Genomic DNA, 15,147 nt, shown 5'->3' on the forward strand with positions numbered 1-15,147 from the left:
TGTCGTTCGCCTGCCCACACCGGACCCGCAGTTTCAATTGAAACTGTGATCCGCCGTGGGTGGGATCTGCAGTTTCAATTGAAACTGTGGTCCACATCGTGGGAACCGTGGTCGTTACCGGGGCTGGGGTTGTCCGTCCTGGAGGAGGTCCACCTCGGACATGCCACCGGTGTGTCGGGGCCCGACACACCGGTGGGGCGCAAATTCCATTGAAATTGGACCTCCGATTTCAATGGAATTTGCGTCGATCCCGGTGGAACGGGTGCGCGGTGGGGCTGGGGTCAGCTCGTGCAGTTGCCGGTGGAGACCGGGGTGGTGAGGCGGGGTGCCGCCTCGACCTCGTCGGCGACCTCGGCCGCGGTGAGGGCGAAGCCCGTTTCCGGGTCGTCGACCGCCGCGCCGAAGACCACGCCGACCACCTTGCCGCTCGGGTCGATCAGCGGCCCGCCGGAGTTACCGCTCTGCACCTTGCCGCGCACCGTGTACACGTCGCGGACCACCGTCTGCGCCTCGTAGATGTCCGGACCGCGCAGCTTGATCCGCTCCCGGATGCGGCCCGCCGACGCCGTGTACGGACCGTCCAGCGGGTAGCCCAGGGCGATCACGTCGTTGCCCGGCTGCTGCTCGCCCGGCGCGAACGTCATCGCGTCCGCGTCCAGGTCCGGCACCGACAGGATCGCGACGTCCACGTCCGGCTTGTACATGACGACGTCGGCGTCGAACTGGCCGCGACCGATCTCGATCGCCACCCGGTCGGTGCCCGCGACGACGTGCGCGTTGGTCATCACCCGGTGCGGCGCGATCACGAAACCGGTGCCCTCCAGCGCCCGCGCGCAGGACGACGCACGACCCCGGACCTTCACCACGCTGGTCCGCGATTCGCGCACCACCGGGCTGTCGGCCAGCGCCTGGTCCGGCGGCGCGATCTCGGCCACCGGGGTCTGCGAGAACGGCTCCAGGGCCTGCGGGAATCCCGACACGCCGAGCATTTCGCGCAGGTCGCCGGGCAGTTGCCGCGCCGAGTTCGGCATTACCGAGTTGACCCCGCTGAGCACCTGCGACCGGCTGATCGCCGAGGCCAGGCCGGGCAGCGCGGACGCCGAGGTGAACGGCAGCGCGACCAGCCACGCCACCACCAGGACCGCCACGAACTGCAGCACCGCGCCCAGCGCGTTGTCCATCTTGGTCAGCCGGCGGGAGTGGATCCGGTCGCGCAGTTCGCGCCCGGCCCACATGCCGAAGGTCTCGCCGAAGGCGACCAGCAGCACCACGATCCCGACGCCGAAGCCGAGGCGGGCGATCGGGCTGTCCAGCCGGTCCAGCAGCAACGGCGCCACCTTCAGCCCGACCACCGCGCCGACGAACACGCCCAAGAACGAGAAGAACGCAGTAACCAGGCCGCTCCGCGCCCCTGAGACCGCGGCGAGCAGTGCCAGCAGCACCACCAGCAGGTCGACCCAGTTCACCCGCTCACCCCTCCACCCCGGCGATCAGACCGCACCACGGTCTCAGACCGGTCAAGTTCGACCGAAGCCGATGTCCTCGGCTTCCTCCGCGGCCCGCCATGCCTCGTCGAGCTCCCGCACATCGCCTCGGTTCCAGCGCTGCGCCCACCCCGCGAGGTCGAGCAGCCCGGACAGCAGTCCACCGGTGAAACCCCACACCAACATGCCGGGCACCAGGAACGCGGGGCTCGCGTGCCGCCCGGTCAGCTCGACCCGCAGCCGGTTGGCCGGGTCGGTCAGCCAGGAGATCGGCACCCGCGCCACCGCGGCGGTCTCACCGGGATCGACCGGCGAGACCGGCGAGGGCTCGGCCCAGTGCGCGAGCACCGGGGTCACCCGGAACCCGCTGTGCGGGACGTGCAGCTCGGGCAGCGTCACCAGTGGACGGACGCCCTCCGGCCGCAGCCCCACTTCCTCGACGGCTTCGCGGAGTGCGGCGTCGACCGGTCCTCGATCGACATCGTCGAGCGAGCCGCCGGGGAAAGCAACCTGGCCCGGGTGCGAGTTCAACCCGTCGGCCCGGCGCAGCAGCAGCACGTCCGGGCCGTCCGCGCCCTCTCCGAAGAGGATCAGGACGGCGGCGGGCCGGGCGTCGGCCGGTGGGTTCTCGCGCGGCCAGCCGAAGTGCCCGGGGTCCAGCTCGGCGGCCCGTTCGACCAGCGGCCGCAACCATTCGGGCAGCTCAGCGGGGTCGACGAGCAGGTGGCCGCTCACTGCCGCCCCAGGGTGCGCTCGACGGCGGCGCGGACTTCGTCCGGCGTCTCGAACGCGACCGGTGGGTCGATGCGGCGGACCTCCCCGGTGCCGGTCACCACGTAACTGATCGGGAGCACGGTGGGCGCCTTGAGCGCGGCCCGGATGCGGTTGTCGCCGTCATGCACGTTGGGGAAGTGAACGCGGAGTTCGGTGAGCAGGTCAAGACCATCAGCGGGATCGCTCTGCACCTGGACCCCGAGCACGCGGATCGCGCCCGGCTGCTCGGCGTAGGCCTGGAGCGCGGGGAGCTCGGTGCGGCACGGCCCGCACCAGGTGGCCCACACGTTGATCAGCGTCGGCTCCCCGGCGACGGCCGAGCCGACGTCGACCGGCTTGCCGTCGGCCTGGCAGCTGCCGGTGATCCCGGCCAGCTGCGCCGGACCTCCTTCGCCCGTCGGGCAGGGCTCGAGCGCCGCGGCGGCGCGCTGCTGCGGATCGACCGGCTTCGCCGCGGGTGGTGGGGCGGGTGCGTTCGTCGCGGTCGGCTGCTGCTCGGCGTCGCGCGGCCAGAGCGCGACCACGCCCAGCACGGCGAGCACCAGCACCACGATCGTCCAGCGGATCTCGTTCCGGTAGGCGCGCAGGTTCACGCCACCGGCTCCTTGGCCGCGGCCTGCGCGATGGTGCTCGCCGGGACTTCTTCGGCCACCCCGGCCAGCTCCAGCAGCCGCGGCGCCTCCGGGCCGCGCACCAACTTCGCCGCGACGTCCGGTTCGGTCGGTCCGGCCCCGTACGACGGGCAGTCCTTGGCCAGCAGGCACGCGCCGCAGGCCGGTTTGCGGGAGTGGCAGACGCGGCGGCCGTGGAAGATCACCCGGTGCGAGAGCATCGTCCACTCCTTGCGCGGGATGAGCTCGCCGATCGCGTGCTCGACCTTGACCGGGTCCTCCTCCGCGGTCCAGCCCCAGCGGCGGACCAGCCGGCCGAAGTGGGTGTCCACCGTGATGCCCGGCACGTCGAAGGCGTTGCCCAGGATCACGTTGGCCGTCTTGCGGCCGATCCCGGGCAGCTTCACCAGCTGCTCGAGTTTGGCGGGCACCTCGCCGCCGTACTGCTCGACCAGCGCCGCGCCCAGGCCCATCAGGGAGGCCGCCTTGTTCCGGTAGAAGCCGGTGGAGCGGATCATCTCCTCGAGCTCGGTGCGGTCGGCGCCCGCGTAGTCGGCGGCCGTCGGGTACTTCGCGAACAGCGCCGGGGTGACCTCGTTGACCCTCTTGTCGGTGCACTGCGCCGACAAGATCGTGGCCACCGCGAGCTCCAGCGGCGTGTCGAAGTCCAGTTCGCAGTGCGCGTCCGGATATCCTTCGCCGAGGGCGCGCTGCATCCGGCGAGCTCGCCTCACCAGGCCCAGCCGGGTTTCACCCCCCGCACGGGACTTGGTCTTCTTGGTTCGAGCCTGATCCGACACCCCACCAGACTACGGATCGGGCGAACGCGAACGGTGGCCGTACCATCACGCCACCCGGGCAACCCCACCCCGGTTGCACCCAGCTCGACGGCATGCGTGAGGATGTAAATCATGGTGGCTGCCTGGTTCGTCATCGTCGTGCCGCTCGTGATCATGTTCTTCACGCTCTTCATGGAGCGTGTGGAGGCCCGCCTGCGGCACGTGGCGGTGCAGGAGAACGAGGTGGAAGAGCTGCTGGAGAACGCCCGTCCCGACGAGGTTCGGGCGCTGTTCCGGCAAGGTATTGGACGAGCGCTGGAGTTGTTCCAGCTTCGCAGGGTGGGACGCGCCGGTAGGCTGCGTACTCGCCGTTCGCGCGACCAGTCTTAGAATTGCTGGTAGTGATCGGCGGCACACCGCCAGACGCGCGCACGCGGGTCCGGCACCACAGCAAGCCGCCGCGTCTCAACATGGAGGGACGAGGTGGACGAGACCCTGGCCCGGGCCGGCATCTTCCAAGGAGTGGAGCCGGCCGCGGCGGAGGCCCTGGCACAGTCGCTGGAACCAGTCGAGTTCCCGCGCGGGCACGTGATCTTCGCCGAGGGCGAGCCGGGTGACCGGCTCTACATCATTCAGTCCGGCAAGGTGAAGCTCGGGCGCAAGTCCCCCGACGGCAGGGAGAACCTGCTGGCGATCATGGGACCGTCGGACATGTTCGGCGAGCTGTCCATCTTCGACCCCGGCCCGCGGACGTCTACGGCGACCACGGTGACCGAGGTCCGCGCGCTGAGCATGGACCGCTCGGCTCTGCGGCAGTGGATCAGCACGCGTCCGGAGATCGCCGAGCAGCTGCTCCGCGTGGTGGCCCGCCGCTTGCGGCGCACCAACGGCATGCTGGCGGACCTGATCTTCACCGACGTGCCTGGCCGCGTCGCCAAGGCGCTGCTGCAGCTCGCACAGCGCTTCGGCAGCCAGGAAGCGGGCCTGCTGCGGGTCACCCACGACCTGACGCAGGAAGAGATCGCGCAGTACGTCGGCGCTTCTCGGGAGACCGTGAACAAGGCGCTGGCGGACTTCGCACACCGCGGTTGGCTGCGGCTCGAGGGCAAGAGCGTGCTCATCCTCGACCCGGAGCGGCTCGCTCGCCGCGCCCGCTGAGCAGCGCTCAGACGCGCGTGAACTGACGCGCGTCGGCCGACGGATCCGGGAGCTTTCCCGGATTCTTCAGTCGACGCGCGTTTTTTCGCGCCCGGAAAACCTGATTTCCCCTCCCGGCGTCGGCCTCGCCTGGTATGACCTTGATCAGCTGGCGAGAGGGGTGGGGTGTGTACGTGATCTTGTACGTCGTGGTGCCCGTGCTGATCCTGCTGGGCGCGATCGCCGTTCATCGGGCGCAGGAGCGGAAGCGCCGCGGCACGCAGGCTCCGGTCACCGGGGCGAGCAGCAGCGGCTCGGTGGACACCGGCAGCGACGGCGGCTGGGGCGACGACGCCTGGGAAAGCTCGGTCAGCAGCTTCAGCAGTGATTCCGGTGATTCGAGCGGCAGCAGCCACTCCGGTGGCAGCAGCGACTCGGGCGGCGGCGGTGACTCAGGTGGCGGCGGCGACTGAACCCGGACATGTGAAGGGGCTGGGCGCCACCCCCGACGCGGCGCTCCAGCCCCTCCAACATGTGCGTGATTGATCCCCCGACGACCAACCACGCTCCCCCGATCCTCCAGTGCGTCGGCCCCGAATCCTCGACACCGGAGGAAAGCTTTTCTCGACGATGCTGGACGACCGGTGCCGCCAGCAAGGTGCTCTCACCTTCCAGGACGCAGCTAGCCAGAGCTGGGTTGCAGAGTTCACCCGTTCCGGCTAGCCACGTTCTAAGTGTGCCGTGCCCCGCCGGACCGCGTATCGGGTCAAAAGTCCCCTTTTGCCGCTGGTGAGGCGAATTACCCCACGCCAGGTTGGTACTGGCGTACCAGTATCGGGATACTGGTTTTCGTGTCCCAATCCGCGTCCCTCGCCGACTACCGCACCGCCCTGACCGCACCCGGCGCCCGAGGGCCGGTCATCACCTCGCTGCTGGGCCGCCTGCCGATCGCCATGGTCGGTCTCGCCCTGATGCTCTACGTGCAGCGCGAGACCGGATCCTTCGCCGCCGCCGGCCTCGTCTCCGCAGGTGCGCTGATCGGCGTCGCCTGCGGTTCGGTCGCGCAGGGCCGGATCATGGACCGGATCGGGCCGACGAAGCCGCTGTACGTGATGTCCGCGGTGTTCGCGGCGCTGGTGACCATCGAGGTCGTGGTCATCGAGGTGCACGCCCCGGTGGCGCTGATGACGGCGCTGGCGTTCCTGGTCGGGGCCAGCGAGCCGATGGTCGGCCCGGCCTCGCGAGCCCTGTGGGCGCAGCTGCTGCCGCCCGGTTCCGCGCGCAGCGCCGCGTACTCCTACGAGGCCATCAGCATGGAGGTGTTCTTCATCCTCGGGCCGGGTCTGGCCGGGTTGATGGTCGCCATGCCGTGGCCGGGGACCGGTGTCGTCGTCGGCGCGGCGTGCATGGTGCTGGGCAGCGTCGGCTTCGCCTCGACGCGGGCCGCCCGCGCCCAGCAGCCGGAGCCGTCGGCCGGGAGCACGAGCCTGCTCGGCGCCATCGCCAGCCCGGGCATGCGGACGGTGGCGATCGCCGCGCTGGGTTTCGGCACCCTGATCGGATTCATCGAGGTCGGCGTGCCGGCTGCGGCGGTCGAGGCGGGCTACCCGACCGTCGGCGGTCTGCTGCTGAGCGTGCTGTCGATCAGCTCGGTGGTCGTGGGCGTCCTCTACGGGCTGCGCCCGTGGCCGCGTCCGATGCACCTGCGGCTGCCCGCGCTGCTGTTCGGCTTCGCCGGGCTGATCACGCTGCTGGCCCTGCCGGGCACGCTGTGGGGCCTGTGCATCGCGCTGCTGGTGGCGGGCAGCCTGATCACGCCGCAGTCCACGGCCCACTCGATGGCCATCGAGGTCGCCGCGCCGGAGGGCACCGAGACCGAGGCGTTCGGCTGGGTGGTCACCTCGGTGACGCTCGGCGCGGCCATCGGCCAGTCGGTCAGCGGCCAGCTGGTCGAGCTCAGCGGCCCGGCGGCGTCGTTCCTGACCGCGAGCGCGGTGGGCGTCGTCCTCGCGGCCGTCCTCTGGCTGCGCCGCCGCACGCTCATCCCGGCGACGACGCGCGACGACGTCTCCCTCGCCGGGGTCTGATCTCCGCAGCTCAGGACCCCCGTGAGCGTTTTGGGCTGCTATAGCGACCCAAAGTACTCACGGGTCCTGAGCTGCTACGAGGCCTCGCGGAGGTAGGTGAGCTGGGCCTGGACCGTGAGGTCTGCGGCCGGCCAGACCGATCGGTCGACGTCGGCGTAGACGACCTCAACCACCTGGCGCGGGGTGACGTCGGGGCCGAGCTCGGCGAGCGCCTCCCGGACCTGCTCCAGGCGCTGCCGGCGGTGCTGCAGGTAGTGCTCCGCGATCGCCCGGACGTCCGGGAGGTCCGGGCCGTGGCCGGGGAGCACACGCACGCCCTCGGGCAGATCGGCGAGGCGGCGCAGCGAGTCGAGGTAGGAGGCCAGGTGGCCGTCCGGGTGGGCGACCACCGTCGTGCCGCGGCCCAGGACGCTGTCACCGGTGAACACCGCGGGTTCGTCGTGGTCGACCGCGAAGCAGACCGAATCAGCGGTGTGCCCCGGCGTGGCCAGCACACGCAGCCCCACACTGCCCGCATCGACGACCTCGCCGTCCTGGAGCGGCTCCGCGCCCCGGCACAGCGCCGGGTCCAGGGCCCGCACCGGCGCACCGGTGAGCTCGACGAACTGCTCGACACCGTCGGTGTGGTCCGGGTGGTGGTGGGTCAGCAGCACCAGCGACACCGGGCCGTGGTCGGCGACCAGCCGCAGGTGCTCGGCGTCGTTCGGGCCCGGGTCGATCACCACTCGACCGGCGGCGTCCCCGACCAGCCAGGTGTTGGTGCCGTCCAAGGTCATCGGCGAGGGGTTCTGCGCCAGCAGCACCGAGGCGTACGGGGTGACCGGTCGCAGGGTTGCGTATGCGGGGTGCTCGATCACTTCGCCTCCTCGAACCCGGGCTCGCCGGGCAGCAGCACGTACCAGCGGCCATCGCGCTTGACCAGCTTCGGGATGATCTTGTCCATGGTCCGCTCGGACTCCAGCGCGGCGGACGCGCTGCCGTGCTCGGCGAGCTGCTGCAGCGTCACGCGGGTCGGCGGGAGCAGCTGGCACCGGCCTTCCGCGAAGTCCGCCAGCGCCTGCTCCGGCGTCGCCCAGTACGCCTCGACCGCTTCGGACGTCCTGGCGTCGGCGTGCTGGCCGGTGGGCATCGCGGCGAGGAAGAAGCGCGTGTCGTAGCGGCGCGGCTCGCCCTCCGGGGTCACCCAGTTCGACCACGGGCGGAGCAGGTCCGCGCGCAGCACCAAGTCCTCCCGGGCCAGGAACTCCGCCAGCGACAGGTCGCGAGCGACGAGCCCGGCGCGGGCCTCCGCGTAGTGGCTGGTGTCGCCGACCAGCGTCGACGCGTCCGGACCCGCGAGCAGCACGCCAGACTCCTCGAACGTCTCGCGCACGGCCGCGCACACCAGCGCCCGCGCGATCTCCGGCGAGCAGCCGAACCGCTCGGCCCACCAGTCCGGCCCCGGACCGTGCCAGGACACCGAGATGTCCGCGTCACGCGGATCGACCCCACCGCCCGGGAAGACGGTCATCCCGGCGGCGAAGGCCATCGCCTTCACCCGCTTCTGCAGGAAGACCTCTAGACCCGCGGAACCGTCCCGGACCAGCATCACGGTCGCCGCGTCCTTCGGGACCACCGGCCGGTCCGACGGCGTTTCGGGCATGAATCCCGTTGGCAGGGGCCGATCTCCGGGGTCTAGCACCATGCCGGACACCCTATGCCGGAAAGCGCGGATGTCCACCGGCTCGTGGTCCACAGCTCCCACCGGACCCCCCAACTGCCGTAACCGCAATGGGTCATCGGCACCATTGGCGGCATGGACGAAGCACTGCGGGTCGGGGTTGTCGGAGCAGGACCTTGGGCGCACCGGGTCCACGCACCAGGGCTGCACGCGCACCCGGGGACGCGTTTGACGGCGGTGTGGGCCCGGCGGTCCGATGCGGCCAAGAGCCTCGCCGGTGAGCACGGCGCGGAAGTCGCGGACAGCTTCGAAGAGCTGCTTGACTCCGTCGACGCCGTCGCGTTCGCCGTGCCGCCGTCGGTGCAGGCCGAGCTGGCGCCGCGAGCGGCTCGCGCGGGCAAGCACCTGGTCCTGGAGAAGCCGCTGGCCGCCGACCGGGCCGGGGCCGAGGAGATCGTCGAGGCGGTGACCGGGTCCGGGGTGGCGGCGCTGATGATGCTCACCCGCCGGTTCGCCCCGGAGGTCCAGGACTGGCTGGCCGGGCTGCGGGAACTCGGCGGTGTGCAGGGCGGCACCGGTCGTTGGCTGGCGGGCGGGCTGCTGGCCGGCGACTACGCGGCCTCGGCGTGGCGGCAGGAGGACGACGGCGCGCTGATCGACGCGGGTCCGCACGCCATCGACCTGCTCGACGCGGCGCTCGGGGCCATCGAGGAGGTGCACTTCGCGCACCGCGGCGACGACGGGCTCTGGCAGCTGGTGTTCGGCCACGAAGGCGGCGCGACCAGCACGCTGACCCTCTCGCTGCGGATGCCGGTCCAGCCGTCGCTGGTGGACTTCGCGGTGTACGGCGAGCACGGCTGCGTACCGCTGGCGGGACGCCGCACGGCAGCGCACGAGTGCTACGCCCGGCTGCTCGACGACCTGCTGTCGATGGCCAGCGGGGAACGCGCGGACCACCCCTGCGACGTCCACCGAGGTCTCCACCTGCAACGAGTCCTCGCCGACGTCCTGAACGCCCGCTGACCGAACCGTTCGCGCTGGTCGCAGGCCGTGAGCACTTCTTGGGGCCATAGCCCCGGGAAGTGCTCACGGGACCTGATCAGGAGCGTTGCTGCTGGTAGGCCTGGTTGTTGGCCGGGGCCGCGCCGATCGGGGGGAAGCCGCCCGTGCCTCCCGGCATGGTCGATGTCCAGCCCTCCTCGCCGTTGTTCGCGCCGTTCTGGCGGCGCGGCGGGGCCGAGCGGTCCTGCTCGCGCTGGGCCAGCTCCTCGTGCAGCTTCCGCAGCAGGTTGCGCTCCCGGTCGGTCAGCTTCGCGTCGACCGCCGCGGGCACGCGCATTCCCGGTCCCTCGGCTGCCGCCTCGGCGCTCCGCGCGACCGCCGGGAGCTCCTCGCGCTGCGGCTCCGCCTCGCGCTGCGGCTGCTCGCTCGGCTCGCTGCGCAGCTCCGCTGCGGGTGCCGCTGGCGCGGCAGCCGGCTGCGCCGCGGGAGCCGGAGGAACCACCGGAGCGGGCTGCTCGACGGGAGCCTGTTCGACCGGAACCTGCTGCTCAGCCCGGACTTGCTCGAACGGCGCCGGGGCTGGTGCTGGTTCCGGTGCAGGCTCCGGAGTCGGCTCGGCCGGGGCCTGCTGCTCGACGGCCTGCTCCACCGGACGCTCCGCAACCGGTTCGGCCGGGGCCGCGTCCAGGTGCATGCGGTGCGCCGCGGCCAGCGCTTCGCGGTGGTACTCCGGCAGCTCGGCACCGCTGTCGAAGACCTCGACCGAGCAGTTCAACCCAGCTCGGCGCAAGGCCTCGAGCAGCTGGTACGCCACGGCCGGAGTCGATCCGCCGGAACCGACCTCGGCGAGCAGGACCCGGCGCGGCACCGCGCCGTAGCTCACGCCGGCCGGGGTCGTCCGGGCCGTGCACCACAGGCCGCGCAGGCCCTGGAGACGGGCCGTGACCGGGGCCAGCGCGGCGGCGAGGCTCGCGTCGATATCGCCCGGGTCGCCGAAGCGGTGTTCCCCGGTCGTCGCCCCGTCCACCGCGTTCAGCCGGTCGGCGAGCCCCGGTGCGGAGCGGGTCTCCTCCAGGACGCGGCGCAGCTGGTGCTGCTCGGTGGTGTCGACCGTGATGCGCCCGGCGATCAGGCAGCCGGTGAGGTACGCCGCCGCGGCGCCCGGGAGTCCGGTGCCCAGCAGTTCGCGGGCCGAGTTGATCCCGTCGTCGTCCACCCGCCCGGCCATGGCGAGCAAGAGGTCGTGCAGCCGCTCCGCCGGACCGGCTCCCTCAGCCACGTGCACCACGTTGCCTCCTTCGGATGTCCGCTCAGCCACGACGACCGGCGAGTTCTTCGGCACCCGCGCAGACCAGCGCCGATTGGGCGAGCGCCGCGCGGTGGTAGGCGGTCGGTTCGTGCTCCGGTGGGAGCACTTCGACCCGGGGCTCGGATTCACCGAGGGCGCGCAGGACGCGCTGGACCTCCCCGGTGAGGCCGACGGGATCGGCGGAGGCGGTCACCAGCAGCACCAGCTTGGCGGCGGTGCCCGCGCCGGAGCTGCGCCAGCTGCTGCGCACTTCCCGGACTCCGGCCCGGCCGCGCAGCGTGGCGCCGAGCACGAGCAGCGCGGAGTCGGCGACCGGGTCGCCGGGGCTCTCGGGGCTGAACGCGTGCTGCGGGAGCGCGTCGGGGTCCGCGGGGAGGACCGCGTTGACCATCGCGGGGTCGGCTCCCAGCGGGAGCAGGGCTTCGGCCAGCAGCCGGTGTTCGTCGTCCTCGAGTCCGACCCGTTCGCGCACGAGCGTGCCCGGGAGCACTTGCGCGATCACTTCCGCCGCGTCACCGGCGAGCCAGTCGCGGAAGCGCCACAGGTGCCGGTCGGGCAACCGGTCGGCGAGTCGAAGCAGCAATTCGTGGCACAAGTCGTTCTCGCGCACCGCCAACGTCGGCCCCTCCCAGCCTCGTCCACGTCGATGCGGGTGTCGCCCGCCGCCCCCCGGCTCCAGTTACACCCGTCCAGGTGAACCTTGGTCGCCTCGGCGAGATCACACAAGCCCTTGAACGACCGTTTCGCAACACACTGGATTCAATCGCCCCCTGATCGGGCTAACCGGTTCCGGCGAACCCAGTCACGGGATGATCGCAGCGTACTGGTCGATGCGGCGAGTTCGCGGCCCAGCCGCCGAAAAACCGGCGCGGATCACCCGACGTGTTCCGAAGAAAACGCGGCGTCACCCGAAATGGGCGACGCCGCGCATTCGATCCGGAAGGTCTCATTCGACCTCGACGACGATCTCCACCTCGACCGGGACGCCGAGCGGGAGCTCCGCCACGCCCACCGCGGAGCGGGCGTGCTTGCCGGCCTCGCCGAAGATCTCGCCGAGCACCTCGGACGCGCCGTTGACCACGGCGGGCTGCCCGGTGAAGCCCTCGGCCGAGGCGACGAACCCGACGACCTTGACGACCCGGACGATCGAGTCCAGCCCGACCAGCGCGTCCACCGCGGCGAGCGCGTTCAGCGCGCAGATCCTGGCGCACTGCTTGGCGTCGTCGCCGCTGATCTCCCCGCCGACCTTGCCGGTCGCGGCGACCTCGCCCTTGACCACCGGCACCTGGCCGGCGGTGAAGACCAGCGAGCCGCTGCGCACCGCGGGCACGTAGTCCGCGACGGGTGCCACCACGTCGGGCAGCGGAATGCCCAGCTCAGCCAGGCGGTCGGTCCAGCGCCCCATCTCAGGCCTCCTTCGGCCGCTTGAGGTAGGCCACCATCTGCTCGCCGGTCGGGCCGGGCAGCACGGAGACCAGCTCCCAGCCGTCCTCGCCCCACTGGTCGAGGATCTGCTTGGTCGCGTGGATCAACAGCGGAACAGTCGCGTACTCCCACTTCTGCATGCGGGCAGCTTAGGAGACGCGCCCCGGAGGGCGCGGCCGCGGAGGCGTCCCCGATCCTCGAACGCCGTGATCGGAACGGGGCTCGTCGAGCGACCCGGAGACATTTCACCGACCCGGGACCTACTCTGATCGCGTGACCGACTGGAACGGGGAGCTGAACCAGGCCCGATTGCACGTGGTCAGCGGCAAGGGCGGCACCGGCAAGACCACCGTCGCGGCCGCGCTCGCCCTGGCCCTGGCGACCGGCGGTCACAAGGTGCTGCTGATCGAGGTCGAGGGCCGCCAGGGCATCGCCCAGCTCTTCGACACCGCGCCGCTGCCCTACTCCGAGGAGTGGATCGCCGCAGCTCCCGGCGGCGGCGAGCTCCGCGCGCTGGCCATCGACGCCGAGGCTGCGCTGCTGGAGTACCTGTCGATGTTCTACAACCTCGGCTTCGCCGGGCGCACGCTGCGCAAGATGGGGGCCATCGAGTTCGCCACCACCCTCGCGCCGGGACTCCGCGACGTGCTGTTCACCGGGAAGATCAAGGAGTGCGTCGGCCGCACCGACGAGCGCGGCCGCCACGTCTACGACGCGGTGGTGGTCGACGCGCCGCCGACCGGGCGGGTGGTCAAGTTCCTCGACGTCACCCGTGCCATGGCCGACCTGGCCAAGGTCGGGCCGATCCGCGATCACAGCGACGGCGTGGTGCGGCTGGTCCACTCCAGCGACACCGTCGTGCACCTGGTGACGCTGCTGGAAGAGCTGCCGGTGCGCGAAACCCTGGAGGCGGTCGCCGAGCTCGACGCCGCCGACCTGCGCCCCGGCGGAGTGCTGTGCAACCGGGTCCGCCCCAACCGGATCCCCGACGGTTCCGTCGCGGACGCCGCCGAGGGCCGGGTCGACGCCGACGAGGTGCGGGCCGGGCTGAAGGCCGCCGGGCTGAACCTGGCGGACGACGAGCTCGACGGGCTGGTGCACGAGACGATCGAGCACGCGATCCGGGTGCGCACCGAGCAGAGCGCTCGCCGCCAGCTCGAGGAGACCGACCTGCCCACCGTCGCGCTGCCCGACCTGACCGCCGGGATCGACGTCGCCGAGCTCTACGAACTGGCCGAGATACTCACCGAACACGGCATCCGGAGCCCCCGATGAGCGAACCGATGCGGCCCTCGCAGGTCGACGTCGACGCCCTGCTGGACGACCCGAGCACCCACGTCATCGTCTGCTGCGGATCCGGCGGCGTCGGCAAGACGACCACCGCGGCGGCGCTGGCGGTGCGCGCGGCCGAGCGCGGCCGCAAGACCGCGGTGCTCACCATCGACCCGGCGCGGCGGCTCGCCCAGGCCCTCGGCCTGCGGGAACTCGGCAACCAGCCGAAGCAGGTGGTGGAGGGCTTCGACCCGGCCGGGGACCTCAACGCGATGATGCTGGACATGCGCCGCACCTTCGACGACATGGTGCTCGCGCACGCCGGGCAGGAACGCGCCGAGCAGATCCTGAACAACCCCTTCTACCAAACGATCTCCACGTCCTTCTCCGGCACGCAGGAGTACATGGCGATGGAGAAGCTGGGGCAGCTGTCGGCGTCCGGCCAGTGGGACCTGATCGTGGTGGACACCCCGCCGAGCCGGTCGGCGCTGGACTTCCTGGACGCGCCGCAGCGGCTGTCCACCGTGCTGGACGGGCGGCTGATCAAGATGCTGTCCAGTCCGGCGCGGGTCGGCGGCAAAGGACTGCGCAAGATCGTCGGGGCCGGGTTCGGGATCTTCGCGAAGGCGGTCTCGACGATCATCGGCGGGCAGCTGCTGGCCGACGCGGCGAGGTTCGTGCAGGCCTTCGACTCGACCTTCGGCGGGTTCCGGGAGCGCGCCGAGCAGACCTACCGGCTGCTGCGCTCCCCCGGCACGGCGTTCCTGGTGGTCGCAGCCCCCGAACCGGACGCGCTGCGGGAGGCCAGCTACTTCGTGGAACGCCTGGCGGGCGAGCAGATGCCGCTGGTCGGGCTGGTCGCCAACCGGACTCACCCGGTGTTCGCCGGGCTGGCCGGGGCGCGCGCGACGGCGGTCGCCGAAGAGGTCGAGTCGGACGGTTCGGCGCCGATGGCTTCCGCCGCGCTGCGGGTGCACGCCGATCGCGTGGCCATCGCCGAACGGGAGAAGCGGTTGTTGGCCCGGTTCACCCGAGCTCACCCGGACGTGGCGCTGGTCGGAGTTCCGGCACTTCCGTCCGATGTGCACGATTTGGCGGGCCTGCGGGAGATAGGCCGCAGGCTCGCGGGTGAATAACAGGTTTCGGGCCGGACAATCCGCGGTGGAATTGCCCGGCCCGACCCGAATGAACTAGCTCACCTGGTACTCGTCGAAATCGACGTATTGCTGCCGAGCCGCTTCCAGCAATTCACGCCAGTTGCGGACATCGGGACGACGACGCAGCAGCGCACGGCGCTCCCGCTCCGTCATTCCACCCCACACGCCGAATTCGATCTTGTTGTCGAGAGCCTCGCTCAGGCACTCGGTGCGGACCGGGCAGCCGAAGCACACCATTCGCGCTTTGCGCTGCTCCGCACCGCGAACGAACAATTGGTCCGGATTCTGGTCACGGCAAGCGGCGGTTACCCGCCAGTCCCCCTGCTCGAACATATGAGTTCCCCCAGCTCCTCACTGGATCGTCGGCGACCGTATTTCGTCCGGAGCCCCCCGGCACCGGATGCTGCGGCGGTACGCGTCTTCCGCAGCAGTGCTGTCGCTGGACGTAGA

Annotated in this window: 18 protein-coding genes; 7 read left to right on the forward strand and 11 right to left on the reverse strand. The window is 71.4% G+C overall.

Annotated elements, in window-relative coordinates:
• Positions 1-281: 281 nt before the first annotated feature.
• From OU415_RS05380 to nth, 4 genes are read right to left on the reverse strand one after another with little or no spacing between them, the layout of a single operon-like run.
• Positions 282-1,466, reverse strand: coding sequence for a MarP family serine protease (locus OU415_RS05380; RefSeq protein WP_270947431.1), 1,185 nt, complete (start codon positions 1,464-1,466; stop codon positions 282-284).
• A 51-nt stretch (positions 1,467-1,517) separates the two neighbouring features.
• Complete coding sequence (locus OU415_RS05385; protein ID WP_270947432.1) at positions 1,518-2,219, reverse strand: NUDIX hydrolase; 702 nt, start codon at positions 2,217-2,219, stop codon at positions 1,518-1,520.
• Complete coding sequence (locus OU415_RS05390) at positions 2,216-2,851, reverse strand: TlpA family protein disulfide reductase (protein WP_270947433.1); 636 nt, start codon at positions 2,849-2,851, stop codon at positions 2,216-2,218. Before OU415_RS05390 ends, OU415_RS05385 begins: the two co-directional genes overlap by 4 nt.
• A complete protein-coding gene (gene nth / locus OU415_RS05395; protein ID WP_270947516.1) occupies positions 2,848-3,585 on the reverse strand; it encodes an endonuclease III in 738 nt (245 codons plus the stop codon). The genes OU415_RS05390 and nth overlap by 4 nt, the downstream gene beginning before the upstream one ends.
• A gap of 198 nt (positions 3,586-3,783) precedes the next feature.
• Between nth and OU415_RS05400 the strand changes: the two genes are divergently transcribed.
• The 4 genes from OU415_RS05400 (at position 3,784) to OU415_RS05415 (ending at position 6,872) form a co-directional block, all read left to right on the forward strand.
• Positions 3,784-4,038, forward strand: a complete 255-nt coding sequence (locus OU415_RS05400; RefSeq protein WP_029535541.1) for a hypothetical protein — start codon at positions 3,784-3,786, stop codon at positions 4,036-4,038.
• Between the two features lie 93 nt (positions 4,039-4,131).
• On the forward strand, positions 4,132-4,806 hold the full coding sequence (locus tag OU415_RS05405; protein ID WP_179717047.1) for a Crp/Fnr family transcriptional regulator: 675 nt from the start codon (positions 4,132-4,134) through the stop codon (positions 4,804-4,806).
• A gap of 167 nt (positions 4,807-4,973) precedes the next feature.
• On the forward strand, positions 4,974-5,258 hold the full coding sequence (locus tag OU415_RS05410) for a hypothetical protein (RefSeq protein ID WP_270947434.1): 285 nt from the start codon (positions 4,974-4,976) through the stop codon (positions 5,256-5,258).
• A 378-nt stretch (positions 5,259-5,636) separates the two neighbouring features.
• Positions 5,637-6,872, forward strand: a complete 1,236-nt coding sequence (locus OU415_RS05415) for an MFS transporter (protein WP_270947436.1) — start codon at positions 5,637-5,639, stop codon at positions 6,870-6,872.
• 74 nt (positions 6,873-6,946) lie between these two features.
• Here OU415_RS05415 and OU415_RS05420 read toward each other — a convergent pair whose 3' ends face one another.
• The gene (locus tag OU415_RS05420; RefSeq protein ID WP_270947518.1) at positions 6,947-7,726 is read right to left on the reverse strand and encodes an MBL fold metallo-hydrolase; all 780 of its coding nucleotides are present in this window, start codon (positions 7,724-7,726) and stop codon (positions 6,947-6,949) included.
• The gene (locus OU415_RS05425; protein WP_270947437.1) at positions 7,726-8,514 is read right to left on the reverse strand and encodes an NUDIX hydrolase; all 789 of its coding nucleotides are present in this window, start codon (positions 8,512-8,514) and stop codon (positions 7,726-7,728) included. The genes OU415_RS05420 and OU415_RS05425 overlap by 1 nt, the downstream gene beginning before the upstream one ends.
• A 153-nt stretch (positions 8,515-8,667) precedes the next feature.
• Here OU415_RS05425 and OU415_RS05430 point away from each other — a divergent pair, with 153 nt between their 5' ends.
• The gene (locus OU415_RS05430) at positions 8,668-9,555 is read left to right on the forward strand and encodes a Gfo/Idh/MocA family protein (protein WP_270947438.1); all 888 of its coding nucleotides are present in this window, start codon (positions 8,668-8,670) and stop codon (positions 9,553-9,555) included.
• Positions 9,556-9,631: 76 nt separating this feature from the next.
• On the opposite strand, the gene OU415_RS05435 is transcribed toward OU415_RS05430, so the two are convergent.
• The 4 genes from OU415_RS05435 to OU415_RS05450 all read right to left on the reverse strand — a co-directional run bounded on the left by OU415_RS05435 (position 9,632) and on the right by OU415_RS05450 (position 12,408).
• On the reverse strand, positions 9,632-10,822 hold the full coding sequence (locus OU415_RS05435; RefSeq protein WP_270947439.1) for a hypothetical protein: 1,191 nt from the start codon (positions 10,820-10,822) through the stop codon (positions 9,632-9,634).
• A 22-nt stretch (positions 10,823-10,844) separates the two neighbouring features.
• The gene (locus OU415_RS05440) at positions 10,845-11,459 is read right to left on the reverse strand and encodes a hypothetical protein (RefSeq protein WP_270947440.1); all 615 of its coding nucleotides are present in this window, start codon (positions 11,457-11,459) and stop codon (positions 10,845-10,847) included.
• A 330-nt stretch (positions 11,460-11,789) separates the two neighbouring features.
• Positions 11,790-12,248, reverse strand: coding sequence for a RidA family protein (locus tag OU415_RS05445; RefSeq protein ID WP_270947441.1), 459 nt, complete (start codon positions 12,246-12,248; stop codon positions 11,790-11,792).
• A gap of 1 nt (position 12,249) precedes the next feature.
• Positions 12,250-12,408, reverse strand: a complete 159-nt coding sequence (locus tag OU415_RS05450; protein WP_093157991.1) for a DUF4177 domain-containing protein — start codon at positions 12,406-12,408, stop codon at positions 12,250-12,252.
• 133 nt (positions 12,409-12,541) lie between these two features.
• On the opposite strand from OU415_RS05450, the gene OU415_RS05455 reads away from it, so the two are divergent.
• Together OU415_RS05455 and OU415_RS05460 are read left to right on the forward strand one after the other, a co-directional pair.
• On the forward strand, positions 12,542-13,543 hold the full coding sequence (locus tag OU415_RS05455; protein ID WP_270947442.1) for an ArsA-related P-loop ATPase: 1,002 nt from the start codon (positions 12,542-12,544) through the stop codon (positions 13,541-13,543).
• A complete protein-coding gene (locus tag OU415_RS05460) occupies positions 13,540-14,676 on the forward strand; it encodes an ArsA family ATPase (protein WP_270947443.1) in 1,137 nt (378 codons plus the stop codon). The genes OU415_RS05455 and OU415_RS05460 overlap by 4 nt, the downstream gene beginning before the upstream one ends.
• Before the next feature lie 54 nt (positions 14,677-14,730).
• On the opposite strand, the gene OU415_RS05465 is transcribed toward OU415_RS05460, so the two are convergent.
• Positions 14,731-15,030: a WhiB family transcriptional regulator gene (locus OU415_RS05465; protein WP_270947444.1), complete on the reverse strand. Its 300-nt coding sequence runs from the start codon at positions 15,028-15,030 to the stop codon at positions 14,731-14,733.
• Positions 15,031-15,147 lie beyond the last annotated feature (117 nt).

It is taken from the genome of Saccharopolyspora oryzae (assembly GCF_027853915.1).
In the GTDB taxonomy this organism is placed as follows: Bacteria; Actinomycetota; Actinomycetes; order Mycobacteriales; family Pseudonocardiaceae; genus Saccharopolyspora; species Saccharopolyspora oryzae.